Raw genomic sequence first — 26,919 nt, forward strand, 5'->3', positions numbered from 1 at the left:
AAACGAACTGAACACTTTTATATGATAGCCTATATTGTAAGAAGAGCAATATGGGCTATTTTTTAGTGAGGAGATGGGGACCCAATGGAGATGTTAAAAACGGAAAAGCTGAAGAAAATATATGGAAAGGGGGAGACTGAGGTTCAGGCACTGAAAGGAGTTGATTTAACGGTAGCTAAGGGTGAATTTCTAGCCATTGTTGGAACCAGCGGATCTGGTAAATCTACGCTGCTGCACATTATTGGCGGATTAGATACGCCGACAAGCGGAACCGTTACTGTTGATGATAAAAAAATTAATCAGCTAGCAGATGAAGAGCTGACGATTTTTAGAAGAAGAAGTATTGGATTTGTTTTTCAAAAATTTAACTTAATTTCAATGCTGACTGTTCAGGAAAATATTATACTGCCAATCAAATTAGACGGTCAAAAGGTAGATATGGAGTATGTTGGACAAATCATAAAAATGTTAGGGCTTGAATCAAAAACGAATAGCTTTCCTAATACGTTATCGGGAGGTCAGCAGCAAAGAGTAGCGATTGCTCGTGCATTAGCAGCAAAGCCTGCTGTTATATTAGCTGATGAGCCCACAGGTAATTTAGATTCACAGACTAGTCAAGATGTGATTGGTCTTTTAAAAATAACTGCCAAGCAGTTTACTCAAACAATAATTATGATCACGCATAATGAAGAAATTGCTCAGCTAGCTGATCGCATCATTCGAATTGAGGATGGACAGATTGTCAGGTCAACTAAAAAAGATTGGGGTGATTCTAATGGTGAAGGTAGAGAATGATAAAACAATTCAAGCCCTAACGAAGCGTTTTATTAAAAGCTACAAAAAAAATACGATAACAATTCTACTTGCAGTTACCTTGATTATTACGTTGATAGTTAGTTTACTAACCCTTTTTCATACGAATCATAGAATTGAAGCAAAGCAAAATCTTTTTATATACACAGATATTGACTATCAAATCAGCAATCTTAAAAATTCTCAATTACGTGAATTAGAAGGTGATAAAGCAATTGCTAAACTGGGAATCAGGCGTTTTCAGGCGACAATAAAAACCGATTATCAGAGCGCTGCTCTTATTTCCGCAAATGAACCTTCGATACTTGCAACATCAAAACTATTATCCGGCGCTATGCCTACAGCGGAAAACGAAATTGTTGCTGAAAAATGGGCATTATTAAATTTAGGTATAAATCCTGTCGTTGGTACAGATGTTCAGCTAGAAACAATAGCTACTGAATCAACTGATTCAGAGCTGAAAACCTATACTATTGTGGGAATAATTAATGATGTATCATTAAATAAATTATCTGGGAGTCTTAACCTTTATACTAGCTTAAATGAAGACGTAGCGGATGATTATTACGCTGAGGTAAAATTTAAAAATAATGTGGATAGTCGGCAAATAATCCAGAATAAAAAAAAACATCTAGGAATAGCACAAAAAGATATTTCCCTCAATCCTTGGAAAGAAAATAAGCAGGAGTTGCTTATTTTGGATATCCAAATCACTACTTTACTACTAATTGTCTGTTTTGTTATTATCTGGGGAATTTATAGGATTTCATTATTAGCAAGAGAAAACCAATACGGCATACTTCGCGCAGTGGGAGTGACAAAGCGACAAATTAGAAAAATGATAGTCTCTGAATTACTTGATATATATGTTATTAGTATTCCTTTAGGAATCATATTTGGACAGCTGTGTTCTTATCTGGTTACGTATATTTCAAAAAATAATGAGAGTGACATCTTTTTTTGGGGAGAAAGGGAGCCCTTTGAAATGGTAGTTCCCATACTTCCAATTATTTTATGTATAGCAGGAGTGGGCGTGGTACTATTTATTATTTCATTATTAGGTGCTCGAAAAATAAATAAGCAAACAATTATGGAAGTTATTATAGGTGAAAAAGAAGATGACAACAAAAATACGGCTGTTTTTACTATTAGTGACAAATCAGAGCGGTTTCTATATGTAAAATTAGGATGTAGGTATATTTTTGCTAAGTTCAGAACATCAATTGTCATTGTTGTCTCTTTAATTATTGGCGGAAGTTTATTTTACGGACTTGCCTATAAAGGAATATTAGCATCACACGAGACAGTTATACAAAAAGAAGCAAATTTTTATAATAGCGATTATATACTCACAGCAACAAATGATAGGACAGCGAACCAAGGAATTACAATTGAAACAGTAAAACAAGCGCAACAGATTGAGGAAATAGTCAAGACTGAAACACAAATGGCTATGCCTATCAAAGTACTAAACGATGAAACCAAAAGAAATAATAAGTATTTTGAAGAGATGGAAAAGAGAGTAGAAAATATTTATGGATTTTCTTTGAGAGGAAAATTAGGCTCTAACTCTATTTATCAAACGAAGTTAAAAGGTTACAATACAGAAACTTTAAAAAAGTTGAAAAACTATTTAGTTGTCGGCAACTTCAATCCTGATAATATGGAAGCAAATGAGATTATTATTGCAATGCCTAGAATAAGTGAATATGGGAAGTCAAAAGGTACGGTAGGATTCTTTAAAAAAGGAACAGCAATTATGGATTATCAGTTGGGGCAGACAATAAAGATTAGCTACCGTTCAGACTTTGATACAACTTCTAATAAGTATTGGCAAAGTGAGGATGATGAACAATACTATTCGAAGCTAGATTATAAAATTGTGGCGATTGTTTATTATCCTTATATGAAGGAGGTCTCTGTACTTGAACAGGTATACCCTTTATTAATTACAAGTGAAACGAATTACAGTAAAATAAATCCTTCTGGTGTATATGAAACTGCCAACTTTACTGTTACAGATAGTAGTTCGAAAAAAAGGAAAGAAGAAATTGAACAAGAATTAATTCGGTTAGCTGTAAAAAATCAACAAGTGACCGCAAGAAGCTTAATTGAAGAAAACTCGAAGTTGGATATGCTATATCAAAAAGAACTAGTTTATATATATGGAATTGCAGTTGTTGCTTTCACGTTATTGCTAATAAATTTAGTAAATAGTCTCAAGTATAGAGTGGAAACAAGAAAAAGAGAACTATATATTTATAGAGCAATTGGGATGAGTTTGCATTCGCAATCCAAGATGATCCAAATAGAGAACATGATTTTTGGATTAGTATCTGTAGGTATAGTATTCCTAGCTTCACATGCTATTGCTCAATTTCTATATGTAGAGTCGGAAATATATATTTATGGTCAATCATATGAATACGATTATTTCATCTATCTGCTTTTAGCTGCTGCAATATTGGTAATTTGTTATGTGGTTTCAATATTACTAAATCGCCGGCTAAAAGATGAAAGCATTCTTAATGAATTGAATAAAATAGAATAAAAAGTAGAAACACTAGGCTGGGATGTTAGTTGGAATGAGACACTTAACATTCTAGCCTTTAAACAGGTAAAAATCCTACGGAAAATGTGAGGTTAGAAGAATTTAGATAGTATATAATTGAACTGTAGAAAAAATTGTTTCTTATTAGACTAAACCAGTTTTACAGTTAATTTGTGTGTAGAAAATTAACTGGTAGGAAAGGACAGAAAAAGTATGACGATAGCAACGATTAAAGCTGTTTTTGATCAGGAGCTGCCGCTTGTTTGGCAAATAGTTACCTCTTTAGAGGAGTACAGCTGGAGGAGTGATTTAAGTAGAATAGAAATTTTAGAACCAGGAAAAACCTTTGTGGAATACACGAAAGATAACTATGGAACAACCTTTACAATCACTGCGTTGGAACAGTATTCATGCTATGCTTTTGATATGGACAATGACAAGATGAGGGGACATTGGATAGGCCGCTTTGAAGAACAAGGTGGGAAGACAGCAGTAGAATTTACAGAAGATATTCAGGCAAAGAAATTTTTTCTGAAGCCTTTTGTTTCAACCTATTTAAAAAAGCAGCAGAAGACCTATATTCAGGATTTGAAAAAATATCTTGAAAAAGTTAAATAGAATAACCAGTTCTTTATTAGAACCTGTCAGAGGATGCTGGAGGCAAATATTGGAGTGGCTTTTCAATCAAGCAGTCTCATAATTTTTTGCAAGTGTTCTTTAGCCGGTAATGCTGGATCTTACTGAAAAATTGATTTTTTTTAAGCTGTTATTACTCTTTGATTGTCATAAGCCTATTGTTGTTTGAAGGCAGAAAAAAGCTATTGAAAATGAATTTTAGCTTTTTAAAAGACGTTAACTAACTATTTATCTGTTAAAATGAGTAGGAATAAGTAAACAAAGTTTCATAGATAAAGGAAGAAAAGTTTATACTGGGGAACAAGCTTGGAATAACCAATCAAATAGAATGGACGATCGCCAAAGTAAAGCTTAGTAACCAACAAGCTGAGCAGCTCTAAATGAACATTCAGGATACTGTTCAAAAGTGCAGATGAGGCATTTCATTTATTGATTTAACTTTGTGACAAAAAAAATCAATCCGGCATTCCGTTTTAGACTGATTTCGTAAAATATGATACAGATTTAGTGGAAAAAGCTGCGAGAGGGAGCGTTGTGTAGTGAAGCAAAAGCAAGGATTTAAAGTACTAGTATGCGACATGGATGGAACATTAACGTATGAGGAGAGCGAGAGCTCTACCTATACACCGTCAAAAAAAGGATTGCCGGTTCGCAACCATGAACAAATTACACAATTTATTGATGACGGCGGATTTTTCTGTGTAGCAACAGGACGTCTAGCTGCGGATGTTCAAGGCGTCATTGGAGCTGAGCTGTTTGGGAGAAGCTATAAGATTGTGCAGAATGGTTCGTTTACAATTGATCCGGAGGGCAATATTTTAGGGCAGGATCAGTTTTCAAAAGAACAGTCAGACAGAATTTATCAAAAGCTGCGTGCGCTTCAGCTGCCATTTGCCTGTTCAGTTGCTGATCAGCATACATATGAGGCTGAGATAGCTTTGGAATTGATGGAGAGTGTCTTTGGCGATGTTGTTGAAAAAGTTCAGGTATCTGAACAAGCTGCTCATCCGGAAAATCCGGCAAATATCTGTATTGTTCGTGAGGATAATCAGGCGTTGCGTCAGGATTTGCTAAAGCTTCAAAAGGCTTTAGCTGATGAAGCTGTTAACTTTCAAATAACTAGTCCTTATACAATTGATATAAATCCAGTATCGGTGAACAAAGGCGCTGCTGTAAAGAAACTAGTGGAACAGCTGGCTGTACCCATACAACAGGTAGCGGTTGTTGGGGATTCCTATAATGATATTAGCATGTTTAAGGTTTTTCCTGAGTCTTATGTCATGAGTCACGCAGAAGCACCAGTTAAAAAACAAGCGAAGTATCAGGTAGCAATGGTGGCAGATGTATTTGAAGGCGAGCGTTAGTTCAGAAACGTGCAGACAAGCTGCACTGCAGAGAGAAACAGGCGGTAAACTAGCCCCTGTTTCCTTTTTTTGTTATGATTTGTAGGTAAGAATAAACTAAAGGAGTTTGGGAATGAAAAAATCAATCAAAGTAATTGGTGCGGTTATCGGGCTGATTTTGTTAATCGTCTTAATTTATGTAGGATACGTTTTTTTCAGCTATTCAAGAATTGAAGATGACTTGAAAATTGATGTAGAGCAAAAGGCAGAGCATCAGTCAGTTGAAATAGGAAAAGACTACAAAGCTGTCACCTTTAATATTGGCTATGGAGCTTATCCGCCGGACTATACATTTTTTATGGATGGCGGCAAAGAATCCAAAGCACGGAGTAAAGAAGCTGTTAATAAAAATATCGATGGCGTAGTAGACACATTGGGCAAAATTGACGCCGATTTTGCAGTTCTTCAAGAGGTGGATGAAAAAGCCACACGAAGCTTCGGTGTGAATGAAGTGAAGAAAATCAGCGACAGCTTCAGTACCTATTCAGCAGCAAGTGCAACGAACTATGATTCTGCTTATTTAATGTATCCGGTTTTTGACCCGATTGGAAAATCCAAGTCCAGCATTTTAACATTGAGCAGCACGTCGATTGATGAGAGCATCCGCTACAGTCTGCCAATTGAAACCAGCTTTAATAAATTTTTCGATCTGGATCGGGCATTTACTGTTTCTGAGCTTTCGGTAGAAAATGGTAAGAAGCTAATGCTCTACAATGTACATTTATCCGCATATATGAAGGATCAGGCTGTACAGAAAAAGCAAATCATGACGCTATTTAATCATATGAAGGCTGAGTATGAGAAAGGCAATTATGTAGTGTGCGGCGGCGACTTTAACCATGATTTATTGCCTTCGTCCTCAGATACATTCGGCAATGATACAAGTAAAGACTATTCATGGCTGCAGGCCTTTCCTAAAGAAGAATTGCCGAAAGGGTTAACAGTCACAGACTTTTCTAATGATGGCGAGGCCGTTCCATCTACTCGGAATCTTGACACGCCATATAAAAAAGGTAAATCTTTTGTAGCTTTAATTGATGGTTTTATTGTCTCTGACAATGTGAAAGCCTTGGAGACGAAGGTGTCGGATGAAGCCTTCCAATACTCTGATCATAATCCGGTAATATTAAGCTTCCGTTTGCAGGAAGAAAAATAATTTTTTGAAGAACGAGCGTTTTAAAGACTGCACTACAGCAGCTTTAGAGCGCTTTTTTTATAAAAAAACAAAGTATCTGCTTTACAAAAGAATAAGAATCGTTTATGATTAATTTTGTAAATACCCTACAGGGTATAAAGGAGGAGTTATGTTTTTATTTAATAGAGTATCAGCTATTTCAACAAAAGATTTAAACGGAAAATTATCAGAAAAGCCCACAATTTTGGATGTTCGTGAGAAATCAGAATTCATCGGCGGACATATACCTGGAGCAGTTAACGTCCCCCTTAGTAAAATTCGTCAGTATAAGACGAAAAATACCCATGGGGTGTATGTGATTTGCCAATCTGGAATTAGAAGTAAGCAGGCTGTGAAGATGCTTGAAAAGAAAAATATTGAAGCCGTGCATGTTAAAGGCGGAATGAATCGTTGGCAAGGAGAAATCAGAGGAGGAATTTACTAATGAGAGTAGTAATTGTCGGTGGAGTTGCCGGAGGAATGTCAGCTGCAACCAGATTAAGACGGTTATCTGAGGAGATAGAAATCGTTGTTTTGGAAAAAGGACCCTATGTGTCATTTGCAAATTGCGGTCTGCCTTACTATGTTTCAGGAGAAATCAGTGAACGTGAAGAGCTGATTCTGCAAACGCCAGAACAGTTGAAAAATAGATTCAATATCGACGTGGTAACCGAAACCGAAGCAACAATGATTCAGCGTGAAAAGAAAACCGTTCAGATTAGCCAAAAAGGGGAGAGAAAGGAACTAGCTTATGATAAATTGATTCTTTCACCTGGAGCAGAGCCGGTAATACCGCCAATTCCTGGTCTCAACGAGGCAAAAAACAGCTATACACTTAGAAATGTTCCTGATGTGGATAAGATTACTGCAGCCGTTAAAGAAATAAAACCGAAAAATGCAGTAGTGATTGGTGCCGGCTTTATTGGCTTGGAGATGGCTGAAAATTTGAAGCAATTAGGGATTGAGGTAACCATTGTGGAAGCTGCTCCTCAGCTTTTGCCTCCTCTCGATATTGAAATGGCTCAGATTGTAGAAAATCGGCTGATAGAGGCTGGTATAAAGGTCTATAAAAATGCTGGAGCTCAATCTTTTGAGAATCAGGGAGAAATCATTCATTTGAGTACTGGTGAACGTATTCCTAGTGATTTTACAGTTTTATCTATTGGAGTAAAGCCAGCTAGCAGTTTAGCAGCAGACGCTGCTTTAGAAACAGGAATTAGAGGAGGAATCGTGGTCGATGAAAAGTACCAGACCACCGATCCTGATATTTTTGCGGTAGGAGATGCGATCATTGTTAAACAGCAGATCACTGGAGCAGATGCTCTGATTTCATTGGCATCACCAGCTAATCGTCAAGGGCGTCAAGTAGCTGATGTGATTTTAGGAGCGGAAAGGAAAAACCTAGGCAGCATTGGTACTGCTATTGTTAGAGTATTTGATCTTGCTGCAGCGAGTACAGGCTTGAATGAGCGTCAGCTGAAGGAGCTGCAGCTGGATTACAGTGCAGTTCATATCACGGCTAAAAGTCATGCAGGGTATTTTCCCGGAAGTCAGCCAATTGCTTTCAAGCTGCTTTTCAATCCGGTTAATGGTAAAATTTATGGGGCGCAGGCAGTTGGAAAAGATGGGGTTGATAAACGAATCGATGTACTGGCGACAGCAATCAAAGCTGATTTAACTGTAATGGATTTACCCGAGCTGGAATTAACTTACGCACCCCCATTTGGTTCAGCTAAAGACCCTGTCAATATGATAGGCTACGCTGCGTTGAACATTGTAGAAGGCTTTTCTGATAATATTCAGTTTTATGAGCTCGCACAAGCCAGAGAAAGTGGTGCTGTCCTTTTAGATGTGCGTAGTTCGGAAGAATTAAAAACAGCTGGAAGTATTGGTGAAGATATCAATATACCGTTGGATGAGTTGCGGAATCGTCTTAGTGAGCTGCCGCAGGACAAGCTAATAATTGTCAGCTGTCAAAGTGGTCAGCGGAGCTATCTGGCTGAAAGAATTTTAAAGAATCATAATTTTAATGTGAAGAATCTGGATGGAGCATTCCAGCTATACAGTACGATGTACCCTGAGGAGGTAAAAAAATAATGTATCATACAGTAATGATTCCTGAGTTTGAGCAGCTGCTGAAGCAGCAGAGCTTAACTATTTTGGATGTCAGAGAGTTAGACGAGTTTGAGGCAGGACATATTGAAGGTGCAGTACACCTGCCTTTAAGCAGTTTTCCAGAAGGGGTATCGGAATTGAAGCAGGAGCAGGAATACTACATCATCTGTCATTCCGGCAGCCGATCGCAAATGGCCTGCAGTTATCTAGGCGGGGAAGGGTTTACAACGACAAATGTTATGGGCGGCATGTCTGCTTGGCGAGGTGAAATCGTACGATGAAATGTGATAAGAAAATAGGCAACCGTCTTAAACGCTCTGAAGGACAAATTCGGGGTGTCCTCAAAATGATGGAGGAAGGCAAGGATTGCCGAGAAGTAGTAACTCAGTTAATGGCAGTTCGTTCAAGCATAGATAAGGTTATCGGGCTAGTAGTTACTGAGAATCTGGTTCAATGTATGCAGGAAAAAGAAGTTGATCTTTCTAGTGAAGAAATTGAGAAAGCATTGGAAATGATTGTTAAAACAAGATGATTTGCAGTTTTTGAAATGTTAAGAAAAGCAATGAAGTAAAAAGGTTGGCTGATATCGAGGCGGTGACAAAGTCTATCGACTCGAGAAATAAAGTGAACCAGTCAAAAACAGCTTCATGAAGAGGTTGTGACAGAAGTGTTCAGCTTCAAGCAATAAGGCGGAAATTCCGAAAATTGTTCCACAAATTTTTGCGAATTTCCGCCTTATTGTCGAAGAAGTTACTTCTGAAACACCGTTTATCCGGGTTTAAGGGACTGAGGCATACTAATGTCACAGCCCCGCATTTTTTATTTTCAATATTGCTCAATTTATTTGTAAAGACGCAGACGTACCATTGTTCTCGTCTCTTTAACTCCAAGCCTTGTATGGTCTATAAAATAGGCAAGTAGTCATTTATTATTAACTGCTGACGCTGTCATATTGCCGGCAGCCAATGCGCCAAATCCGTAGAGATAGAAATGAGAAAGCAGAAGGCACAGTAAAACACAGTAGCCAGTGCTGCCAGCTGAGTGTTCCAAATAAAGCCATAGCCGGCATATTGGCAATTAAACCGTAAGGCAGAACAATCAGTAAAATTAATTTCCAAAAACTGGTAATTGCTGGATATGGAAGCCGGAAAGAAGTTTCCAAGATAGTATTTTCCAGTGTATTGATAGCGGAGATTCTAGTTAGCCAAAATGCAGCAGACCGCAGCAGCAGCATAAGTGAAAACATCAGCCAGTACATTAAGAGAAAGAGAATAATGTATTGAAATAATTGAACAGCAGTTATGGCTTCTAAATGACTGGCTCCATAGCTGACAATCCCAATACCTAATAAAAATAAAAGAAACGAACTGATATTAATATTCCCAAAAGCGATATAAAGCAAAGCATTAACAGGCTTTACAAAGATTTGATCTAGTCCGCCGGTTCGAATTTTTTCCGGCAAAGAGAGAATACCAAAAAAATAAGTGGCCATATATAAGGCGTCTAATGTAATAAAAGTGCCAATAAAAACAGTGATTTGATGAATGTTCCAGGTACCGACCATGCCATCCTCAGCAATAACATGAAAGAAAAGCAGCTGTATACCAAAGAAGATTGAGTCAATCAGAAATGCTCCCCAGAAGTTAAAGCGATAGATCATCGCAGACGAAAGCTGAACTTTCATTAAGGTGTATAGGATTTTTACTGTGTAAACGATTGTTTTCATTAAATACCCACTCCTTCAAAGTTATGTTGAACTTTGTGTTGTAAAAATCTGGCTGTACAATATAAAAGCGCTATCCAGAGGATTAATACGAAAAGAACAGATGAATAAGGCTCTTCATTTTTTCCTAAACAGAGAGCTGCCGGATAGTAAAGGGTGTAAGAAAACGGCAGCCATTTAATTAAAACCGCAGGCAGTATCAGACTCAAAGGAATTAAAGAACCGGACAAAAAGGTTTTTATCGTACTTTGCAGGACAGATAAAAAACTGATGGCTGTCAGCTTAAAGGCAGCCAGTGAAATAATATAGCTTATGAGTATATTTAATAGACTTCCTAGAAGAAGAACGGGTAAAGCCAAAAGCAAATTTTGCAGCTGTATAGGCTCAAAATACTGGTTCAAAGAAAAAAAAACTGTGAGGAGCACACTGCCGGTTATGAGAAAAGGAAATAGCGCCTGAGCGTAGCTGGCAGTAATAAAATAAGTAAGCGGAGATATAGGTCGAACCAAGTATTTTGAATAGGTTCCCTGTCTGATTTCTTCCGCAAAGGTATTTAGCAGTCCATCTGTATTTGTAAATGGCGTCATCAGGTTGACGAATAAATAGTAGGTGACCATCTGTGCTAAAGTGCTGCCGTTAAACGTTTCTCTGCCGTTGAAAATAGTTTGCCAAAGCAGATAGGAAAGCAGAATGGAGAAGATACTAAGCACGGCGGTTAATCCCACATCGCTGCGGTAGATTAATGAATGCTTCCATTCAATCTTAAAAATTTCAAGATATTTTTTCATCTGACTGAAACATCCTTTCTACCAATGTACTGACATCTTCTTCAGAAATTTTTATATCTAGAACCTCAGTTTTTTTGAAAATAAGCGCTAGACAACGACTGATATTTTCTTTAGGTGTTTTAATTTTTACAGCGTACCCGGTTTGTTCAATAATCTCTACATTACTGAGAGCCGGCAAACTTGGTTTTTCTGAAAAGATTAGCTCCAATGTACTTTCAACTTGATAACGGGCTAACAATGGCTGCAGCAGACCATCGTAAATCAAAGCACCGTCCCGTAAGACTAAGCTTCGTTCAGTAAGATCCAGTAAATCCTCTGTGTAATGGGAAGTCAGTAATAGAGAAATACCGCGCTCTTTTCCAGCTGTTTTCAGCATTTCCCGAATTTGCCGCTGGGCAACGACATCTAGCCCAATGGTTGGTTCATCTAAAAGCAGCAGCTTCGGCATGTGGAGTAAAGAGGCAATCAGTTCAAATTTCATGCGTTCGCCTAAGGATAATTTTCTGACTGGTACAGAAAGGAGTGTTTCGACTGCAAATAACTCAGTAAAATAATGGACGTTTTCCAAGTATAGCTTTTCAGGAATATCGTAAATCACTTTATTGAGAAGTAGTGAATCACTGGCGGGTAAGTCCCACCAAAGCTGTGATTTTTGTCCCATAACAACTGCGAAGCTTTTCTTAAACGCATCTGCTCCCTCAGCAGGATTGAATCCGTTGATGGAAATTTCTCCTTTAGTCGGTTGAATGATTCCCGTCAGCATTTTTATCAATGTTGTTTTTCCTGCACCATTAGTTCCGATTAATCCTACAAATTCCCCTTCATCTATTGAAAATGAAACATCGTTTACTGCATTTTTTATTTTTGTTTCCCGTCTAAATAGGTCTTTAACTGCACCTTTAAAACCAGGTGTCTTCTCAAAATAAGAATAGCTTTTTGATACATTCTTTACATGGATAGGCTTCATAGTTTTTTCCTCCTCAAACAAAATATACGCCCGCAAAAGACAGGTTCCTCTGCTGTAGGAAGACAGCGAAGAAAACTTCTGCGGGCGTATAGCAAAAAATAAAGAGATCAGTCCAAACACTGATCCCTGAATATAAATAATCTCCTGTAAAACAGCAGACTGCTACATATATTATTTCAGGCGAAGTCTTCTTGTAAGGTCCATGTCGAATAACACTAGGCAGACCTAGTGTTGAAAACAAGCTCAATAAAGCTGCTTTCACAACGATTTAGTTGCTGAAATTATTCAACAATGACAGACAAAAAGACACTCCTTCCATTTCATTCTGCTTTAACTATAAGGGACAATCACTTTTTCGTCAACGTTTGATTTTTGATTCTCCGAGCGGATTTACAGGCTTCCTTTTTTCTAAATAAAAATTGAGGTGAGTTGTGTTAAACTATCAGAGAATGAGCGCACAGTAGTATTAGAACAAACCTGAAAGCATCGATGAAATTATGAATATATTGCATCCTGAAGATGCGACAAAAGTGCTGAGCTACAGGAAATAAGAAGGAGCGGAGCGTCCGAAAATTGTCAAGAAACACTATGAGGGAACCGAGTAGCTGTTTCTCGATACCTACCTAGAGTTCTTTATATTTGAAGAACTATTCGACTTGTTTTCAAAGTAGTTGTTTCTGAAACACTATTTTTCGGATTTTAGAGAAAAAAGAGTTCGGGCATTTACTCATGTCCCAAGCTCGTTCATCCTTAGGGGAGAATAAATTTAAAGAGGAGTATTGCCAATGTCCAGACAATCCAGAATGTTTTATATCATGCACTATCTAAGTGCCCATCAGGAAGCAACAGCTCCTTTTTTAGCGGCGAAGCTGGAAGTGTCAGTCCGCACGATTTATCGGGATATTGATCATCTGTCAGTATTAGGCTTTCCAATCTATGCTCAAAATGGCCGGAACGGAGGGCTCCGATTACTGGAAAATCATCAGCTTCCGGCAACCTTTGTGACTGAAGCTGAACAGGAAACCATCCTTTCTGGTCTGGAAAACTTGTCTGTCACAAATTTTGGTGCAGCGGATGAGGTTATGGTTAAGCTATCCTCTTTATTTAACCGCAAGACAACCCCTTGGTTATCCATTGATTATTCCAGCTGGGGAAAACCAGAAGAAAAGCAGTTAGTGGATCAGTTGACAGCAGCTAAGAAGCAGCAGCGGTGTGTGATCATTACCTATGAAAATACACGGGGAGAAGTTTCTAAAAGAGAAGTTGCGCCCAATAAGCTGTTTTTTAAACAGCACAGCTGGTATTTATCTGCCTATTGTTATCTGAAAAATGATCATCGGATTTTTAAACTAAAACGCGTCAAACGAATTGAACCTTCGGATAAAATAATTGATCCGGCTGTTTTAACGGATGAGTATCTGCCGGTCTATGAACTGGGGTTGCTGGAATTTTTTATTGAAAATGAGCAGTTGGCTAGATTACAGGAAGAATTGTCGAACTTGACGATTGAACGGTCTGGGGAACGACTGAAGGTTTCGACGTACCAGTCGTTGGGAGACTGGTTATTTTCTTATTTACTTTCTTACGGAGCCAGTATAGAGGTTATTCAACCAAAAGAACTCAGAGAACAGCTGAAAGAAGAAATTGAGAAGTATCAGACGCTTTATTTTTAACATGACAAACTGTTGTCATGTTTTTTTGTTTATGATTAGGAAAATGTGAAGGAGAGATACTATGAAAATTTATGAACTTGATTCAGTAAGAGCAAACAACTTTTCAGAGGATGTAGGACAAAAAATTGGATATTTATGGCAGCAGACTATGACAAAAATTGAACCAGGTGAGGTAGTTTATGCTGTTTATCATGAGTATGCTGGAGATTTCACTGCTGACTATACCTTGTCATTAGCGGTGGAAAAAGCTGAGAAAGGAAAAGAGCTGGTGTTAGATGATGGGACCTACAAGGCTTTCCCTGTTGTACCAAGTTCAACTGGATTTTCTCAGGATAATGTTCTGCAAGCTTGGCAGGAAATCTGGGCACTGGAAAAAGCCGGCAAGTTGAAGCGGCGCTATGAAAAGGATTTTGAAAAATACGAGGCAGATGATCAGGTTTGTATTTACATTTCTGTATACTAAGCATTCTATAAAAAAAGAATGGCACAGCCCGCTTGCTTTAGCTAGGTCAGAAATAAAGAAGAGGGATAGCGAGACATAAATAAAGCTTCAACTCTGTCTACTTTTAAAACCTAAATAAATGACAGTCTAAAAGCGACCTCTTCTTTTTCTATTTCTTGAGATATACCGGTTCTTCTGCGAGCTCGCAGCTGTTTTTTAGAGAAGCAAACAAAAATCAGACTTTCGCCGGTTGCAAAATCACTTGATTGATAGTAAGCTGTTTACTATTCAAAAGATTTGAAAGCTGTACTGAGGCAGAAAATGTTTAAGGCTTCTGTCGAATGAATACAGCGGAGAAAAGAAAGAGGCGGTAGAAAACATGCGGAATGTCTGGCTGGCACGGCTGATGAAATGGAATATGAAGCTGCAAAAGTATATGAGAGGACGTTATGGACAATTTGACAAGCTAAGTAGAGGACTGCTGCTGCTTAGTCTGGTTCTGGTAGTTGGGAATATGTTTCTGGGGTATGCATTGTTAAGAGCATTAATCGCTTTGCTGCTGATACTTGTGTACTATCGGTTCTTTTCAAAAAAAATCTATGTTCGAGCAAATGAGAATCAGAAATTTACCCACTGGCTTGAAAAGATTCAAAAGAAATTTAATCGAATTAAAGAGCGTTTTCAGCACCGGAAAACTCATACGTATTTCTCTTGTCCAGAATGTCGACAGCAGCTGCGGGCGCCAAAACATAAAGGGCAGATAAAAATAACCTGTTCTAATTGTAAAGCACAGTTTATTAAGAAGGTATAATCTTTTTTTTAATAACATTTCAGAGCTATCGGAAGGTGAGACATTATGGTGTCCGCCTTTTTTTGTTTTGATAAACAATAAAACAGAGAAGCGTTTATCTGTTACAATAAAATAAAAAGTAAAGGAGTTTCTTATGAAAATTAATGAAGTAAGCAGTAAATACCAGCTTTCCTTATCTACTCTTCGTTATTATGAGAAGATAGGCTTGCTGGATCCTGTAGCAAGAATTAGCGGAATTAGAGACTATCGAGAACCCGATTTAGACCGCATTGAGTTTATCTTATGTATGAAGGAATCCGGAATGAGTTTGGAAACAATTAAAGAATATTTTGATTTATATAAGGCGGGAGATGACACTTTAGAGGAGCGGCTGGCGCTGCTAGAAGCACAGGAACAAAGAACTAAAGCAAAACTCGATCGAATCCAAGCCTCTCTTGATTATCTCCAGTATAAAATGGGCTTGACCAAAGGCAATATAGAAAAAAGAGAGTCAAAGACTTTGAATCCTAGCACTGCAGGCTAGTGCAAAGGTTGCTTGAAAGTATTTTAGCTGTGAAATGCTTAGTTGTTTTGAATTCAAAAAATTTATGAGAAGGCGGGAAATAAGAATGAAGGTATTGGTGTTATTGGCTAAAGGCTTTGAAACGATGGAATTTAGCGTATTTATTGATGTGCTTGGCTGGGCAACAGCTGACTATGAGGCGGATATTGAAACGGTTGTCTGTGGGATAGAGGAAACGACGTTGAGTACATTTAATGTATCGATGAATATGGACGTACTGCTTAAAGATGTTAATGTGGATGAATATGCTGCGTTGGCAATTCCAGGAGGCTTTGAGGAATACGGGTTTTATGAAGAAGCGTATTCAGCACCATTTTTAGCTCTTATCAGCGCTTTTGAAAAGCAAGGAAAACCAGTGGCTTCTATCTGTGTTGCTGCTTTGCCTTTGGCGAAAAGCGGTATTCTCGCAAATCGACAAGCAACTACTTATCACCTAAATGACGGAGTGCGGCAAAAACAGCTGGCAGAAATGGGCGTTGATGTACTGAAGGATCAGCCAGTAGTTGTTGATAATAAAGTAATCACTTCGTACTGTCCAGAGACGGCCGTACATGTCGCTTTTGAATTGTTAGAGATGCTGACGGATCACTCGCTGCGTCAAAAAGTTATGATAGCGATGGGCTATTAAGGAAAGACGAACGATTGTGAAAAATTATGCTATTTTGTTCTGTATTTTCAAGGTTATTTCAGAAAGATATGCTATAATAGGTCAAACAAATCAGGAGGTTGAATTATGAGAGCTGTTTTGACAGTAATTGGTAAAGACAAAGTAGGAATTATCGCAGGGGTAAGTGTGAAGCTTGCAGAGCTAAACATTAATATTTTGGATGTATCGCAAACAATTATGGACGACTATTTTACGATGATGATGGTTCTGTCTTTGGCAAAAGAGACAAATTTTGAAGAGCTTCGTGACACGCTGAACACTCTTGGTGATCAATTAGGTGTGAAAATCAGTATTCAGAATGAAGAAATTTTTAATGTCATGCACAAATTGTAAAAGTATATTTTTCCGTAAATACTGGGGTAGGAAACTACTTTCTTTGCCTATAGGCACATTTTTCACTAACTATTATCAGAAAATAAAAAGATGTCGTTTTTAGATTTCTGATTTCTCATGTCAGTTTGAGGAAGAAGCACAAAATAGCAGTATTGAAGGCAGTATCAAACATAAAAAAGATGATTTGAAAGGGTTTATAGAGTAGTCTATCCATTCAAAATAGAGGTGAAAGCTTTGGAGACAAAACAAATTTTAGAAACAATTCGAATGATTGAAGAAGAAAATCTAGATATACGTACCATTACGATGGGGATTTCTTTATTAGACTGTATTGACAGTGATAGTGATAAGGCTTGTCAGAAAATCTATGAAAAAATTACCCGAATGGCAGCAAATCTAGTACGTGTTGGGGAAGATATTGAAGCAGAATACGGCATTCCCATTATTAATAAGCGTATTTCTGTCACCCCAATCAGTATTATCGCTGCAGCCAGCGCAGATGATGATTATGTGAAATATGCTAAGGCGCTGGACCGGGCTGCTCAAACAGTGGGCGTTAACTTTATCGGCGGCTTTAGTGCTTTAGTAGAGAAAGGGTATCAATTTGGCGATGACCGTCTAATTAATTCTATTCCACAAGCGTTAGCTGAAACGGATTTTGTGTGTTCTTCTGTCAATATCGGCTCGACCAGAAGCGGCATTAACATGGATGCGGTTCGTCATATGGGCTACGTGATTAAGGAAACAGCAGACAAGTCAGACATGGGCTGTGCCAAGCTGGTTGTATTCGCAAATGCGGTGGAGGATAATCCATTCATGGCGGGAGCTTTTCATGGTGTAGGTGAAGCGGATTGTGTCATCAACGTTGGTGTCAGTGGTCCTGGTGTTGTAAAACGGGCACTGGAAAAAGTAAAGGGTGAACCGTTTGATGTTGTTGCAGAGGTTGTAAAGCAAACTGCGTTTAAAATTACCCGTATGGGACAACTGGTTGGACGAATTGCTTCAGAACGCCTGAATGTTCCTTTTGGAATTGTCGATCTTTCTTTAGCTCCAACTCCAGCAGTTGGAGACAGTGTAGCTTATATATTAGAGGAGATGGGTTTGGAAAGTGTAGGAACTCATGGTACTACGGCTGCATTGGCTCTGCTAAATGATGCAGTAAAAAAGGGCGGCGTGATGGCTTGTAATCATGTCGGCGGCTTATCCGGTGCATTTATCCCAGTTTCTGAGGATGCCGGAATGATTGATGCTGTTAACAATGGTGCACTGAATTTGGAAAAATTAGAAGCCATGACAGCTATCTGCTCTGTAGGTCTGGATATGGTTGCTATTCCGGGAGATACATCAGCTGAAACAATCGCAGCTATGATTGCCGATGAAGCCGCGATCGGAGTGATTAATCATAAAACAACGGCTGTCCGGATTATCCCTGCTAAAAATACCAAAGTCGGTGATATGGTCGAATTCGGCGGGCTTTTAGGAAGGGCACCAGTAATGAAGGTGAATGACTATGCTTCAACTGACTTTATTTTAAGAGGCGGACGTATTCCGGCACCTATTCATTCGTTTAAGAATTAGTCTGTTTTTTATCAATTTTTGAGCAATATTTGAAATATGAGTATGTTATAATATGGTGAAAGGAGAGTGATATTCATTGGAACTTAAACGCCAACAAGAAGTAGTGGAAGGCTTCCACTATGATATGCGTTCGCCGGAAGCAGAAGTTGAAACTGAATTACGTGTGGGCTTTTCACCTATGGAATCAAAGGATGAAAATTACCCTGCTGAAAATACAATCATTGCCGCTCGACTAGAATTTCGTTTGGCATTTGATGAGTATGTACTGTCAGGCGCTGTCAGCCAGATTTCTCATATCATCAACCAAAAGATTGAGAAACAGGAAGACTTAAGTCAGGCTGATGTAGATGAGCTGATTGCACCATTATTTGATATCGTAAAACGTCTGGCCTATGAGGTAACTGAAATTGCCTTAGACAAGCCGGGAATTCAATTGAACTTTCAGTCAAATGAACCAGAAGAAAAGTAAAGACTTGAACAATAGTGGCGATAGCTTTTAGCTATTGCCACTATTGTTTTGCTATCAGACTTCAAGCAAAAAAATAGCTGTTGTCTTCCTTTATCAGTTAGAATAGGTATATCACTGAAAAATCCTTTTTCAGGGCAGCTGTTGAAGAACAGCTGCCGGGAACCTTTACTTCCTTTGATGGACTTGTCATTAAAATAATTATTACAGGAGGAAGAAAATGACAACACTCATCACAGTTTTAGTGGTTCTGGCGTTTCTTGGCGTCGTTTACGGCTTTTACCGGATGCAGGCAAAGCATATGAAATTTTCAACACGTGTTTTTGCAGCGTTAGGTGTAGGAATCGTATTAGGTGCAATTATTCAGGTAGCGTTCGGTACACAAAGTAAAATCACCAGTCAGGCGATGGAATGGATTGGCATTATCGGAAACGGCTATGTGGCATTGCTTCAAATGCTTGTCATGCCGCTAGTATTTGTTTCTATTGTAGGAGCATTTACAAAAATGAAGGAGTCAAACAAGCTTGGAAAAATCAGCTTTAATGTTTTGGCAACTTTACTGGGAACAACAGCAGCTGCTGCACTTATTGGATACGGCAGTACAGTTTTATTTGGATTACAAGGTGCCCAGTTTACGCAAGGAACTGCAGAAACAGCGCGGATAGCTGAGCTGGCAACAAGACAGGAAACCATTGAAAATCTTTCAATTCCTGAGCAGATTTTGTCCTTTATTCCCAGAAACGTTTTTGCAGATTTAGCAGGGACTCGTGCGACGAGTACTATTGGCGTGGTAATCTTTGCTGCTTTCGTAGGAATTGCCTTTCTTGGAGTGAAACGCAAAGCACCGAAGGAAGCTCAATTCTTTGCAGATTTAATTGATAGTCTATATAAAATTGTTATGAGAATTGTTACACTGGTTTTACGCTTAACGCCGTATGGTGTATTGGCACTCATGACTAGTGTTGTCGCTACAAGTGATTTTGAAGCAATTTTGAATTTGGGCAAGTTTGTACTTGCTTCATATACAGCTCTAATTATTGTCCTGTTACTTCATCTGTTGATTCTTACTGCGATTCGAATCAATCCGTTAAACTATCTGAAAAAGGCATTTCCAGTTTTGAGTTTTGCCTTCACTTCAAGATCTAGTGCGGGTGCACTGCCTTTGAATATTGAAACACAGACAAAGGCTTTAGGCGTGGATGAAACAACAGCGAATTTTGCAGCCAGCTTTGGATTGTCAATTGGACAAAATGGCTGTGCCGGGGTTTATCCGGCAATGCTGGCAACTATTGTGGCGCCCAGCGTAGGGATTGACGTTTTCAGTCTGGAGTTTGTTCTAATGCTGATTGCCGTTGTAACCATTAGTTCATTTGGGGTTGCAGGTGTCGGCGGCGGTGCTACCTTTGCATCTCTAATCGTTTTAGGTGCAATGAATTTACCGGTAGCAATCGTTGGCTTAGTAATTTCAGTTGAACCGCTGATTGATATGGCAAGAACAGCAGTTAATGTTAGTGACAGTATGGTAGCCGGCATGGTAGCCAGCTCACGAATTGATCAGCTGGACCGTTCTGTAATTTCAGACGATGAACTAGTAGTCGAAGCTAAATAATAAAGAACCATGACTGGAGAAAACAGGAATCCAGTCGTGGTTCTTTTTTATTTTTTGATAGTAGTTGGCGAGCTGGAGACTCAGTGCCATTCGAGTGTCATGCCAACACCTACTTCACCAATAGGAATTTCCTGATGAATAGCAGCCTTAGCATTGAATGATACGCAATGACAAGGATAGAGCTCAGTAATTTGGTTTTCTTTGAAATAGGCAATCGTTTTATCCAGCTGCTCATTTTCTTCAAATAAATGGAAGCCCCCAATTACACCAGCAATTTTTGTTACTCCTGTCGCCAATTTTGCATATTCACAGATATTACAAATGCCGCTATGGGAACAGCCGGTGATGATATAGAGACCGCTGCTGCCTTTATAAACAATGGCAGAATCGTCTATTACGTAGTCTGCCGTGTATTCTTCAGAGCATCTGGTTTCACCTACTTGCTGCCGCGGCTCGAAGTCAACAAGCTGAGGAATTTCTCCTAGGAAAAGGAGATTATCTGAGAGAGGCAGAGGCTCTTTAGCTAACGTGAGCGGGTAGTTTCTTTGCAGATCATCTACAGTCAGTGGTGAACCAATTACCCCTTCTTCAGCTCTTTTTGGAAAAAAGGCTAACGGATGAGCAACGATTTCCGGTTTAGTCTCTGTAAATAATAAGTCAATGTAGCTCAGACCGCCAGTATGATCATTATGACCATGAGAAAGAACCAGTTTTTGAGTTGAAGCTAAATCAACTGCTAGCTTTGCAGCATTTTTATAAAAAATATCGCTGTAGCCAGTATCAAAAAGGATGGCTGTTTCGTTATCTTCTAAAAAAAAGGACAGAGCAGGCTCTCCGTAATAATAGTGGTCAATATAGACGTTGTTGTCGACAAGGACGGTTAATTTCATTGGCTGCCTCCTTTAAAACAAATGTGTATTTTTTTAGCATAACATAAGTTAGAATGTTAAGGGAAGGTTAAAAAGAGAATTTAGGAGGAATTAGTGAGATGTTCTCAGATCAAGTAAAGATTATGTTGTATGTAAATAATGTAGAGGAGTCAAGCAGGTTTTGGCAAAGTATCGGCTTTGTGGAATTAGAAAGGGATGCAGTGGACGGCACGCTGGTAGTAGAAATCGCTCCAAAGAATTCCTCAAGTGCTAAAATCGTTTTATATGAGCTGGCTTTTATTCAAAAGCATTCACCTGAAGTTGCAGGCAACACGCCTTCGTTGATGTTTTTCAGTGAAGGGATTGAGGAGCTGTATAAAGATATGAAGGACAAACATGTAACTGTGGGAGAGCTGGTTCAGCTTCCCGGAGGAGAGCTTGTCTTTAATTTTTCAGATAATGATGGAAATTATTTTGCCGTTTCCGGTCAATAAAGAAATCGCTGCTCCCTTCAGTTAGACTTAAAAATCTAACTGAGGGTTTTTTAATAAGTCACTCCAAGAATAAATTTGGAAAATGTGACGCTGAAGCCTACTTGCTAGAGAAAGGAAACTATGCAAATTTGCCTTGTTTCTTTAATACTCCAGCTGCTTTTTTGTATCAAGAATGACACTAAGTATTTCAATGTTCCTCATTTTCTTAAAAACTTCTTGTGTAGAAAGCTACAAGCATAAAGCTGGCGCTTTGGTTTTTTCCTTTTATATACTGATAAGGTATGATTTAGAAAAGGAGAATTATCATGGACTATCAAGTGCTTCTATATTACAAATATGTACAAATTGACAATCTGGAGCAGTTCGCTAAAGAACATCTGGCTTTATGCAAAGAGCTGAACTTAAAAGGCAGGATTCTAGTGGCAGAAGAAGGAATCAATGGGACACTGTCTGGTACAACGAATGAAACGAATCGCTACATGACGGTTATGCTGGCAGATAAACGTTTTAAGGATACGTTTTTTAAGATAAATGAAGCGGAAGAGCATGCATTTAAGAAAATGTTTGTTCGTCCCAGAAAAGAGCTAGTTGCTCTGAATTTGGAGGACGATATCAATCCGTTGCAGCTAACAGGCGATTACCTTGAACCAAAGGAGTTCCGGGAAGCACTAATTGATGAAAATACGATTGTGCTGGATGCACGAAATGATTATGAGTATGATTTGGGACACTTTAGAGGAGCAGTACGTCCAGATATTCGCAACTTTAGAGAGCTGCCGAAGTGGATTCGGGACAACAAAGAACAGCTGATGGATAAAAAAATTGTCACTTATTGTACCGGTGGTATCCGGTGTGAGAAATTTTCCGGCTGGCTGCTTCGCGAAGGCTTTGACGATGTCGCGCAGCTTCATGGAGGAATTGCAAATTATGGGATGAACCCGGAAACCAAGGGGGAATTTTGGGACGGTAAAATGTATGTGTTTGATGAACGCATCAGTGTAGAGATTAATCAAGTGGATAAGCAAATTATCGGAAGAGACTGGTTTGACGGAACCCCTTGTGAACGTTATATTAACTGTGCCAATCCTTACTGCAACAGACAAATTTTAAGCTCAGAAGAAAATGAGGAAAAACATCTTGGCGGCTGTTGTGACGAATGCAGTAAACATCCAGCCAACCGCTATGTAAAAGAACATGGATTCAGTGAAGAACAAGTAGCTGATTTTCTGACTGCTGGAATAAACTAGCTTTATATGGAGAAAATCAAACGGCTTTTCCGAGCTCTTCTATTAACCAATCAAAGCATTTTTTTGTTTCTCTAAAAAGAAAAACTAGTAGATGAGTATGGAAATGGAAAATCTGCTGTTGAAATAGGTTGATAAAACCAATAACTGAATAAAATCATAGAACTTGAAACAAACAGCGAAAACTGGCTGGTTTTGTTTCAGGTTTTTTTATTCGAAGTATAGAGCAGGCAGGAGGTTGTGACAAAAGTGCTCAGCTCCGATAATCAAGTAGGTACTGTTTAACATCAGCTTGTCCCTCACTGTGTTTCACAGCAATAAGAAGAATAATCCGAAAATTGTCAAGAAACACTACGAGGGAACCGAGTGGCTGTTGATTGATACCTACCTGGAGCTTCTCATATTTTTGAGATTATTCGGCTTATTTCCGAGAAAGCTGCTTTTGGAATACCATTTATTCGGTTTTAGGGATGTCAAAAGTCTGGAATTTTGTTTATGTCCCAGACTCTATTTTATTCTATAAAAAAACTCGAAAAGCTGATTTTTCAGTCTAGCTCTTCGAGGTTGATAGGATTATCTGTGCCAGTTTTTTATTATCTTATAAAGTATGCAGAATATCGATATACTTTTGAATCAGCGGATTTTCAGCGGTGAAATCAGCTTTCTTATGGATATCTTTTAAGCTTGCCAGTAATTCTTCAACTGTTTTTTCTCCGGTTAAATCCTTCCAAATAGTTACTTTCGCTTCTCCGTTATTCACAATCTCCACGCCAGAAATAAAACCAAAGCCAGTTAGCAGGATAAAGAAGCGACCAGACTCAGTTCCGTAAATCTCCAGTTCTTTTGACCATAAAAGATAGCCGATAAATGATTTTTCACCAAGGGTAAAAGAGAATACTCTGGTGTCTTTATATGCTAAATTCGAAAATTCATTCATATAAAAGCTGCCCATTTCTGAGCTGATTTTTTCACTAAGCTGTGTATATGTCTCGTTTTTATCGTAATAAGCATGATAGGCGTCAATTAAGGCCTCTGTAATTTGTTGTTCTAATTTCGGATTAATTTGTGTGTTCACAATGAAGCTCCTTTACCGGTAACTCTTTTTTTAGTTACTCTTTTTCTATTATAGCATGGTACTGAAAGGATTAGGGAGATAGAAACCAATGCTTTTTAGATTTAGAGCTGCCTGGAAATTAGATAGTGAAAGGACTACAGAGCTGAAGAAAGTATCCTGTTTCATTATGAGAAAATGATGATGATTTTTCATTAAAGACTCATTTTTGTTATTGACTGACTATGAAAAATCGAGTATAGTTGTAAACAATAACATAGAGTAGTTGCTTTGAAAAGAAGAGTACAAATCAATAGGTTTCTAAGAGAGCTTCGGGTGGTGAAAAGAAGCAGACGGGTTGATTTGGAAGATGGCCTTTGAGCAGATGAACGTGAGTTTGAGGATAAGCGTTCGGCGGGAGTGCCCGATACAGCACAGCAGTATGAACTGGGAGTATTTCTATACAGTTATACTGGTTAAGGCTGTTTCTGTGAAGAGACAGTGAATAAAGGTGGTACCGCGGAGTTTAACTCCCGTCCTTTCGGAAACGAAGGATGGGAGTTTTTTTGTATTCGGTTTTGACTGCTGTAGTTTTTTACCGAAATACTTCGTAAAGGGCGGGTTGAGAAAGCGTGAGCTTGTTTGATAAACCTATCTAAAAAAGTATGAGCAGAGCAAAACAAGAATAAAATGAAAAAATACTGGAGGAATCAATGATGGAATTTGAAACGAAATGTCTACATGCTGGATATCAACCGGGAAATGGCGAACCAAGGGTAGTACCAATAGTACAAAGCACGACTTATACGTATAACTCAACAGAAGCAATCGGCAAGCTGTTTGATTTAGAGGAAGCAGGATATTTTTACACCAGAATTGGCAATCCGACAACAAATGCAGCTGAAGAAAAGATTGCTGCCTTGGAAGGAGGCGTGGCTGCATTGTGTACATCTTCTGGGCAGGCTGCTACTTTCTTTGCAATTCTGAATATTTTAGAGTCAGGAGATCACTTGATTTCTTCTTCCTATGTTTATGGCGGCACCTTTAATTTATTCGCTCATACGTTTAGAAAAATGGGGATTGAAGTTACGTTTATTGATCAGAGTGCTCCACTGGAAGAACTTAAAAAGGCAATTCAGCCAAATACCAAAGCAGTTTTTGCTGAGACTATCGCTAATCCGGCTATGCATGTACTGGATATTGAAAAATTTGCAGCGCTTGCCCATAGTGCTGATTTGCCATTCATTATTGATAATACATTTGCTACACCGTATTTCTGTCGTCCAATAGAATATGGGGCTGATATCGTTATCCACAGTACAACGAAATATCTTGACGGTCATGCGGTTCAGACGGGTGGGGTTATAGTTGACAGTGGAAAATTTAATTGGAATAATGGGAAATTTCCGCAGTTGAGTGAACCAGATGTAACTTACCATAATTTGGTTTATACCGAAACTTTCGGACCAGCAGCCTATATTACAAAGGCTAGGGTTCAGTTGATGAGAGACCTAGGAGCCACACCGTCGCCTCAAAATTCCTTTTTATTAAATCTGGGGATGGAAACTTTGGCAGTTAGAATGGACCGGCATTATGGAAATGCATTAGCTGTTGCAAAATTTTTGAAGGAACAGCCTAGTGTATCCTCTGTTACCTATCCAGGATTAGAAACCGATAAAAATTATGAGCTGGCACAAAAATATGTTCCAAATGGGTTATGCGGCGTCATTTCATTTGAAATTAGGGCAGGAAAAGAAGCTGCGGCTAAGTGGCTGGATGCACTTAAGCTTGTTTCCTTGGAGGTTCATGTGGCTGATATTCGAACCTGTGCGCTTCATCCAGCAACATCAACACACCGTCAGTTATCAGATGAAGAGCTGACGGCTGCCGGTATCTCAGCCGGACTAGTTCGGATTTCCTGCGGCATTGAAAATGTTAATGATATTTTGGCTGATTTAAAACAAGCTTTTGAGCAGTTGGAGGCTTAAGGAATGCCGATTAAACTGATTGAAAATTTTCCAGCTAAGCAAGTATTAGAAACGGAGAATATTTTTGCTATTGATAATGAGCGGGCCGCTGCTCAAGATATTCGTCCATTAAAGCTGTTGATTTTAAATCTGATGCCAAACAAAATTGATACAGAAATTCAGCTGCTGCGCTTAATAAGCCAGAGTCCGCTGCAAATTGATGTAGATTTTTTAAAGATTTCTTCCCATGTTCATAAAAATACTAGTATAGATCATTTGGCTAAATTTTACCTTTCTTTTGAGGAAATTAAGAGCAGTACGTACGATGGAATGATTATTACAGGAGCACCTGTAGAAAAGCTGCCTTTTGAAGAGGTGAATTACTGGCAGGAGCTGGTTCAGATTATGGATTGGAGCCAAACAAATGTGACCTCGGTTATTCATATTTGCTGGGGAGCACAGGCGGGGCTGTATCATCATTATCAGGTCTCTAAAACCAGCTATGACAGAAAACTCTTTGGCATTTACAGTCAGGAAATGAAGCATAGTCATCGGCTGTTCAGAGGGTTTGACGATTGTTTTAATGCCCCGCAGTCAAGATACACAGGGATTAATGAAGCTCAAATAGACAGCAGCCGCTTAAAAGTTATTGCTGAAAATCAGGATATTGGCGCAACGGTCTTGGTTTCTACTGATGACCATGATATTTTCTTGCTGGGTCATTTTGAATACGATACAAATTCATTGCAGCAGGAATATCTGCGGGATCAGGAGAAAGGGCTGGATACGGCGCTGCCACACAATTATTTTACCGATGATTGTGTGGACCAGAGGGTGGTCAATACTTGGCGAGGACATGCACACCTGTTGTATCATAATTGGCTGAATGATGTCTATCAGCTAACTCCTTATAAGCTGGAAGCAATAATCGATGAACAGCAAAAACGTTTGAACAGTCGTAAGAAGAGAGACTAGAGGGGGTT

27 protein-coding genes and 1 other annotated feature are annotated in these 26,919 nt (G+C 38.8%); of the genes, 22 read left to right on the forward strand and 5 right to left on the reverse strand.

Annotated elements, in window-relative coordinates:
- The first annotated feature begins 84 nt into the window (after nt 1-84).
- The 9 genes from ACYSNQ_RS11385 to ACYSNQ_RS11425 all read left to right on the forward strand — a co-directional run bounded on the left by ACYSNQ_RS11385 (nt 85) and on the right by ACYSNQ_RS11425 (nt 9,224).
- The gene (locus ACYSNQ_RS11385) at nt 85-795 is read left to right on the forward strand and encodes an ABC transporter ATP-binding protein (protein WP_426083414.1); all 711 of its coding nucleotides are present in this window, start codon (nt 85-87) and stop codon (nt 793-795) included.
- Nucleotides 776-3,364, forward strand: coding sequence for an ABC transporter permease (locus tag ACYSNQ_RS11390; protein WP_426083416.1), 2,589 nt, complete (start codon nt 776-778; stop codon nt 3,362-3,364). Before ACYSNQ_RS11385 ends, ACYSNQ_RS11390 begins: the two co-directional genes overlap by 20 nt.
- A gap of 213 nt (nt 3,365-3,577) precedes the next feature.
- A complete protein-coding gene (locus ACYSNQ_RS11395) occupies nt 3,578-3,982 on the forward strand; it encodes an SRPBCC family protein (RefSeq protein ID WP_426083418.1) in 405 nt (134 codons plus the stop codon).
- Nucleotides 3,983-4,539: 557 nt separating this feature from the next.
- Nucleotides 4,540-5,364, forward strand: a complete 825-nt coding sequence (locus tag ACYSNQ_RS11400; protein WP_426083420.1) for an HAD-IIB family hydrolase — start codon at nt 4,540-4,542, stop codon at nt 5,362-5,364.
- A gap of 112 nt (nt 5,365-5,476) precedes the next feature.
- A complete protein-coding gene (locus tag ACYSNQ_RS11405) occupies nt 5,477-6,559 on the forward strand; it encodes an endonuclease/exonuclease/phosphatase family protein (protein WP_426083422.1) in 1,083 nt (360 codons plus the stop codon).
- Between the two features lie 148 nt (nt 6,560-6,707).
- The gene (locus tag ACYSNQ_RS11410; protein ID WP_426083424.1) at nt 6,708-7,022 is read left to right on the forward strand and encodes a rhodanese-like domain-containing protein; all 315 of its coding nucleotides are present in this window, start codon (nt 6,708-6,710) and stop codon (nt 7,020-7,022) included.
- Nucleotides 7,022-8,674: an FAD-dependent oxidoreductase gene (locus ACYSNQ_RS11415; protein ID WP_426083426.1), complete on the forward strand. Its 1,653-nt coding sequence runs from the start codon at nt 7,022-7,024 to the stop codon at nt 8,672-8,674. Before ACYSNQ_RS11410 ends, ACYSNQ_RS11415 begins: the two co-directional genes overlap by 1 nt.
- Nucleotides 8,674-8,973 carry a rhodanese-like domain-containing protein gene (locus ACYSNQ_RS11420; protein WP_426083428.1) on the forward strand — a complete coding sequence of 100 codons (300 nt, stop codon included), beginning with the start codon at nt 8,674-8,676 and terminating at the stop codon, nt 8,971-8,973. The genes ACYSNQ_RS11415 and ACYSNQ_RS11420 overlap by 1 nt, the downstream gene beginning before the upstream one ends.
- Nucleotides 8,970-9,224 carry a metal-sensitive transcriptional regulator gene (locus tag ACYSNQ_RS11425; RefSeq protein ID WP_426083430.1) on the forward strand — a complete coding sequence of 85 codons (255 nt, stop codon included), beginning with the start codon at nt 8,970-8,972 and terminating at the stop codon, nt 9,222-9,224. Before ACYSNQ_RS11420 ends, ACYSNQ_RS11425 begins: the two co-directional genes overlap by 4 nt.
- A gap of 399 nt (nt 9,225-9,623) precedes the next feature.
- Here the strand turns inward: ACYSNQ_RS11425 and ACYSNQ_RS11430 are convergent, their stop codons facing one another.
- From ACYSNQ_RS11430 to ACYSNQ_RS11440, 3 genes are read right to left on the reverse strand one after another with little or no spacing between them, the layout of a single operon-like run.
- Nucleotides 9,624-10,418, reverse strand: coding sequence for an ABC-2 family transporter protein (locus ACYSNQ_RS11430; protein ID WP_426083432.1), 795 nt, complete (start codon nt 10,416-10,418; stop codon nt 9,624-9,626).
- Nucleotides 10,418-11,203 (reverse strand): ABC transporter permease, encoded by a 786-nt coding sequence (locus ACYSNQ_RS11435; protein WP_426083433.1) that lies wholly within the window; start codon nt 11,201-11,203, stop codon nt 10,418-10,420. Before ACYSNQ_RS11435 ends, ACYSNQ_RS11430 begins: the two co-directional genes overlap by 1 nt.
- The gene (locus tag ACYSNQ_RS11440) at nt 11,187-12,170 is read right to left on the reverse strand and encodes an ABC transporter ATP-binding protein (RefSeq protein WP_426083435.1); all 984 of its coding nucleotides are present in this window, start codon (nt 12,168-12,170) and stop codon (nt 11,187-11,189) included. Before ACYSNQ_RS11440 ends, ACYSNQ_RS11435 begins: the two co-directional genes overlap by 17 nt.
- Nucleotides 12,171-12,955: 785 nt before the next feature.
- Between ACYSNQ_RS11440 and ACYSNQ_RS11445 the strand changes: the two genes are divergently transcribed.
- From ACYSNQ_RS11445 to ACYSNQ_RS11485, 9 genes are all read left to right on the forward strand, one after another.
- On the forward strand, nt 12,956-13,843 hold the full coding sequence (locus ACYSNQ_RS11445; RefSeq protein ID WP_426083437.1) for a helix-turn-helix transcriptional regulator: 888 nt from the start codon (nt 12,956-12,958) through the stop codon (nt 13,841-13,843).
- Between the two features lie 61 nt (nt 13,844-13,904).
- A complete protein-coding gene (locus ACYSNQ_RS11450) occupies nt 13,905-14,306 on the forward strand; it encodes a GyrI-like domain-containing protein (RefSeq protein WP_426083439.1) in 402 nt (133 codons plus the stop codon).
- A gap of 358 nt (nt 14,307-14,664) precedes the next feature.
- Entirely contained in the window at nt 14,665-15,096 is a 432-nt protein-coding gene (locus ACYSNQ_RS11455) for a hypothetical protein (RefSeq protein WP_426083441.1), read from the forward strand.
- 133 nt (nt 15,097-15,229) lie between these two features.
- Nucleotides 15,230-15,619, forward strand: a complete 390-nt coding sequence (locus tag ACYSNQ_RS11460) for a MerR family transcriptional regulator (protein ID WP_426083443.1) — start codon at nt 15,230-15,232, stop codon at nt 15,617-15,619.
- An 85-nt stretch (nt 15,620-15,704) separates the two neighbouring features.
- Entirely contained in the window at nt 15,705-16,286 is a 582-nt protein-coding gene (locus ACYSNQ_RS11465) for a DJ-1/PfpI family protein (RefSeq protein WP_426083445.1), read from the forward strand.
- A 105-nt stretch (nt 16,287-16,391) separates the two neighbouring features.
- Nucleotides 16,392-16,658, forward strand: coding sequence for an ACT domain-containing protein (locus ACYSNQ_RS11470; RefSeq protein WP_426083447.1), 267 nt, complete (start codon nt 16,392-16,394; stop codon nt 16,656-16,658).
- A gap of 234 nt (nt 16,659-16,892) precedes the next feature.
- Entirely contained in the window at nt 16,893-18,236 is a 1,344-nt protein-coding gene (locus ACYSNQ_RS11475) for a PFL family protein (protein WP_426083449.1), read from the forward strand.
- Nucleotides 18,237-18,312: 76 nt separating this feature from the next.
- Entirely contained in the window at nt 18,313-18,705 is a 393-nt protein-coding gene (locus tag ACYSNQ_RS11480; protein WP_426083451.1) for a DUF1149 family protein, read from the forward strand.
- Between the two features lie 217 nt (nt 18,706-18,922).
- Nucleotides 18,923-20,311, forward strand: a complete 1,389-nt coding sequence (locus ACYSNQ_RS11485; RefSeq protein ID WP_426083452.1) for an L-cystine transporter — start codon at nt 18,923-18,925, stop codon at nt 20,309-20,311.
- 80 nt (nt 20,312-20,391) lie between these two features.
- On the opposite strand, the gene ACYSNQ_RS11490 is transcribed toward ACYSNQ_RS11485, so the two are convergent.
- Nucleotides 20,392-21,201: an MBL fold metallo-hydrolase gene (locus ACYSNQ_RS11490; protein WP_426083454.1), complete on the reverse strand. Its 810-nt coding sequence runs from the start codon at nt 21,199-21,201 to the stop codon at nt 20,392-20,394.
- Between the two features lie 98 nt (nt 21,202-21,299).
- Between ACYSNQ_RS11490 and ACYSNQ_RS11495 the strand changes: the two genes are divergently transcribed.
- The gene (locus tag ACYSNQ_RS11495) at nt 21,300-21,674 is read left to right on the forward strand and encodes a VOC family protein (protein WP_426083456.1); all 375 of its coding nucleotides are present in this window, start codon (nt 21,300-21,302) and stop codon (nt 21,672-21,674) included.
- A gap of 305 nt (nt 21,675-21,979) precedes the next feature.
- Nucleotides 21,980-22,921 carry an oxygen-dependent tRNA uridine(34) hydroxylase TrhO gene (trhO, locus tag ACYSNQ_RS11500; protein WP_426083458.1) on the forward strand — a complete coding sequence of 314 codons (942 nt, stop codon included), beginning with the start codon at nt 21,980-21,982 and terminating at the stop codon, nt 22,919-22,921.
- Nucleotides 22,922-23,516: 595 nt separating this feature from the next.
- On the opposite strand, the gene ACYSNQ_RS11505 is transcribed toward trhO, so the two are convergent.
- Entirely contained in the window at nt 23,517-23,993 is a 477-nt protein-coding gene (locus ACYSNQ_RS11505) for a hypothetical protein (RefSeq protein ID WP_426083460.1), read from the reverse strand.
- A gap of 258 nt (nt 23,994-24,251) precedes the next feature.
- Nucleotides 24,252-24,513 (forward strand) — a binding site (T-box leader).
- A gap of 172 nt (nt 24,514-24,685) precedes the next feature.
- Between ACYSNQ_RS11505 and ACYSNQ_RS11510 the strand changes: the two genes are divergently transcribed.
- Nucleotides 24,686-25,957: an O-acetylhomoserine aminocarboxypropyltransferase/cysteine synthase family protein gene (locus ACYSNQ_RS11510; RefSeq protein WP_426083493.1), complete on the forward strand. Its 1,272-nt coding sequence runs from the start codon at nt 24,686-24,688 to the stop codon at nt 25,955-25,957.
- Nucleotides 25,958-25,960: 3 nt separating this feature from the next.
- A complete protein-coding gene (locus ACYSNQ_RS11515; protein ID WP_426083462.1) occupies nt 25,961-26,911 on the forward strand; it encodes a homoserine O-succinyltransferase in 951 nt (316 codons plus the stop codon).
- The last annotated feature ends 8 nt before the right edge of the window (nt 26,912-26,919 follow it).

It is taken from the genome of Enterococcus sp. LJL51 (genome assembly GCF_054871795.1).

Bases quoted from the DNA above. Each gene is read 5' to 3' on its own strand.
- ACYSNQ_RS11445 (WP_426083437.1), top strand. From the start codon at position 12,956: ATGTCCAGACAATCCAGAATGTTTTATATCATGCACTATCTAAGTGCC.
- ACYSNQ_RS11415 (WP_426083426.1), top strand. From the start codon at position 7,022: ATGAGAGTAGTAATTGTCGGTGGAGTTGCCGGAGGAATGTCAGCTGCA.
- ACYSNQ_RS11390 (WP_426083416.1), top strand. From the start codon at position 776: ATGGTGAAGGTAGAGAATGATAAAACAATTCAAGCCCTAACGAAGCGT.
- ACYSNQ_RS11470 (WP_426083447.1), top strand. From the start codon at position 16,392: ATGAGAGCTGTTTTGACAGTAATTGGTAAAGACAAAGTAGGAATTATC.
- ACYSNQ_RS11405 (WP_426083422.1), top strand. From the start codon at position 5,477: ATGAAAAAATCAATCAAAGTAATTGGTGCGGTTATCGGGCTGATTTTG.
- ACYSNQ_RS11435 (WP_426083433.1), bottom strand. From the start codon at position 11,203: ATGAAAAAATATCTTGAAATTTTTAAGATTGAATGGAAGCATTCATTA.
- ACYSNQ_RS11385 (WP_426083414.1), top strand. From the start codon at position 85: ATGGAGATGTTAAAAACGGAAAAGCTGAAGAAAATATATGGAAAGGGG.
- trhO (WP_426083458.1), top strand. From the start codon at position 21,980: ATGGACTATCAAGTGCTTCTATATTACAAATATGTACAAATTGACAAT.
- ACYSNQ_RS11450 (WP_426083439.1), top strand. From the start codon at position 13,905: ATGAAAATTTATGAACTTGATTCAGTAAGAGCAAACAACTTTTCAGAG.
- ACYSNQ_RS11495 (WP_426083456.1), top strand. From the start codon at position 21,300: ATGTTCTCAGATCAAGTAAAGATTATGTTGTATGTAAATAATGTAGAG.
- ACYSNQ_RS11410 (WP_426083424.1), top strand. From the start codon at position 6,708: ATGTTTTTATTTAATAGAGTATCAGCTATTTCAACAAAAGATTTAAAC.
- ACYSNQ_RS11465 (WP_426083445.1), top strand. From the start codon at position 15,705: ATGAAGGTATTGGTGTTATTGGCTAAAGGCTTTGAAACGATGGAATTT.
- ACYSNQ_RS11515 (WP_426083462.1), top strand. From the start codon at position 25,961: ATGCCGATTAAACTGATTGAAAATTTTCCAGCTAAGCAAGTATTAGAA.
- ACYSNQ_RS11460 (WP_426083443.1), top strand. From the start codon at position 15,230: ATGAAAATTAATGAAGTAAGCAGTAAATACCAGCTTTCCTTATCTACT.
- ACYSNQ_RS11490 (WP_426083454.1), bottom strand. From the start codon at position 21,201: ATGAAATTAACCGTCCTTGTCGACAACAACGTCTATATTGACCACTAT.
- ACYSNQ_RS11395 (WP_426083418.1), top strand. From the start codon at position 3,578: ATGACGATAGCAACGATTAAAGCTGTTTTTGATCAGGAGCTGCCGCTT.
- ACYSNQ_RS11440 (WP_426083435.1), bottom strand. From the start codon at position 12,170: ATGAAGCCTATCCATGTAAAGAATGTATCAAAAAGCTATTCTTATTTT.
- ACYSNQ_RS11430 (WP_426083432.1), bottom strand. From the start codon at position 10,418: ATGAAAACAATCGTTTACACAGTAAAAATCCTATACACCTTAATGAAA.
- ACYSNQ_RS11485 (WP_426083452.1), top strand. From the start codon at position 18,923: ATGACAACACTCATCACAGTTTTAGTGGTTCTGGCGTTTCTTGGCGTC.
- ACYSNQ_RS11455 (WP_426083441.1), top strand. From the start codon at position 14,665: ATGCGGAATGTCTGGCTGGCACGGCTGATGAAATGGAATATGAAGCTG.
- ACYSNQ_RS11420 (WP_426083428.1), top strand. From the start codon at position 8,674: ATGTATCATACAGTAATGATTCCTGAGTTTGAGCAGCTGCTGAAGCAG.
- ACYSNQ_RS11425 (WP_426083430.1), top strand. From the start codon at position 8,970: ATGAAATGTGATAAGAAAATAGGCAACCGTCTTAAACGCTCTGAAGGA.
- ACYSNQ_RS11510 (WP_426083493.1), top strand. From the start codon at position 24,686: ATGGAATTTGAAACGAAATGTCTACATGCTGGATATCAACCGGGAAAT.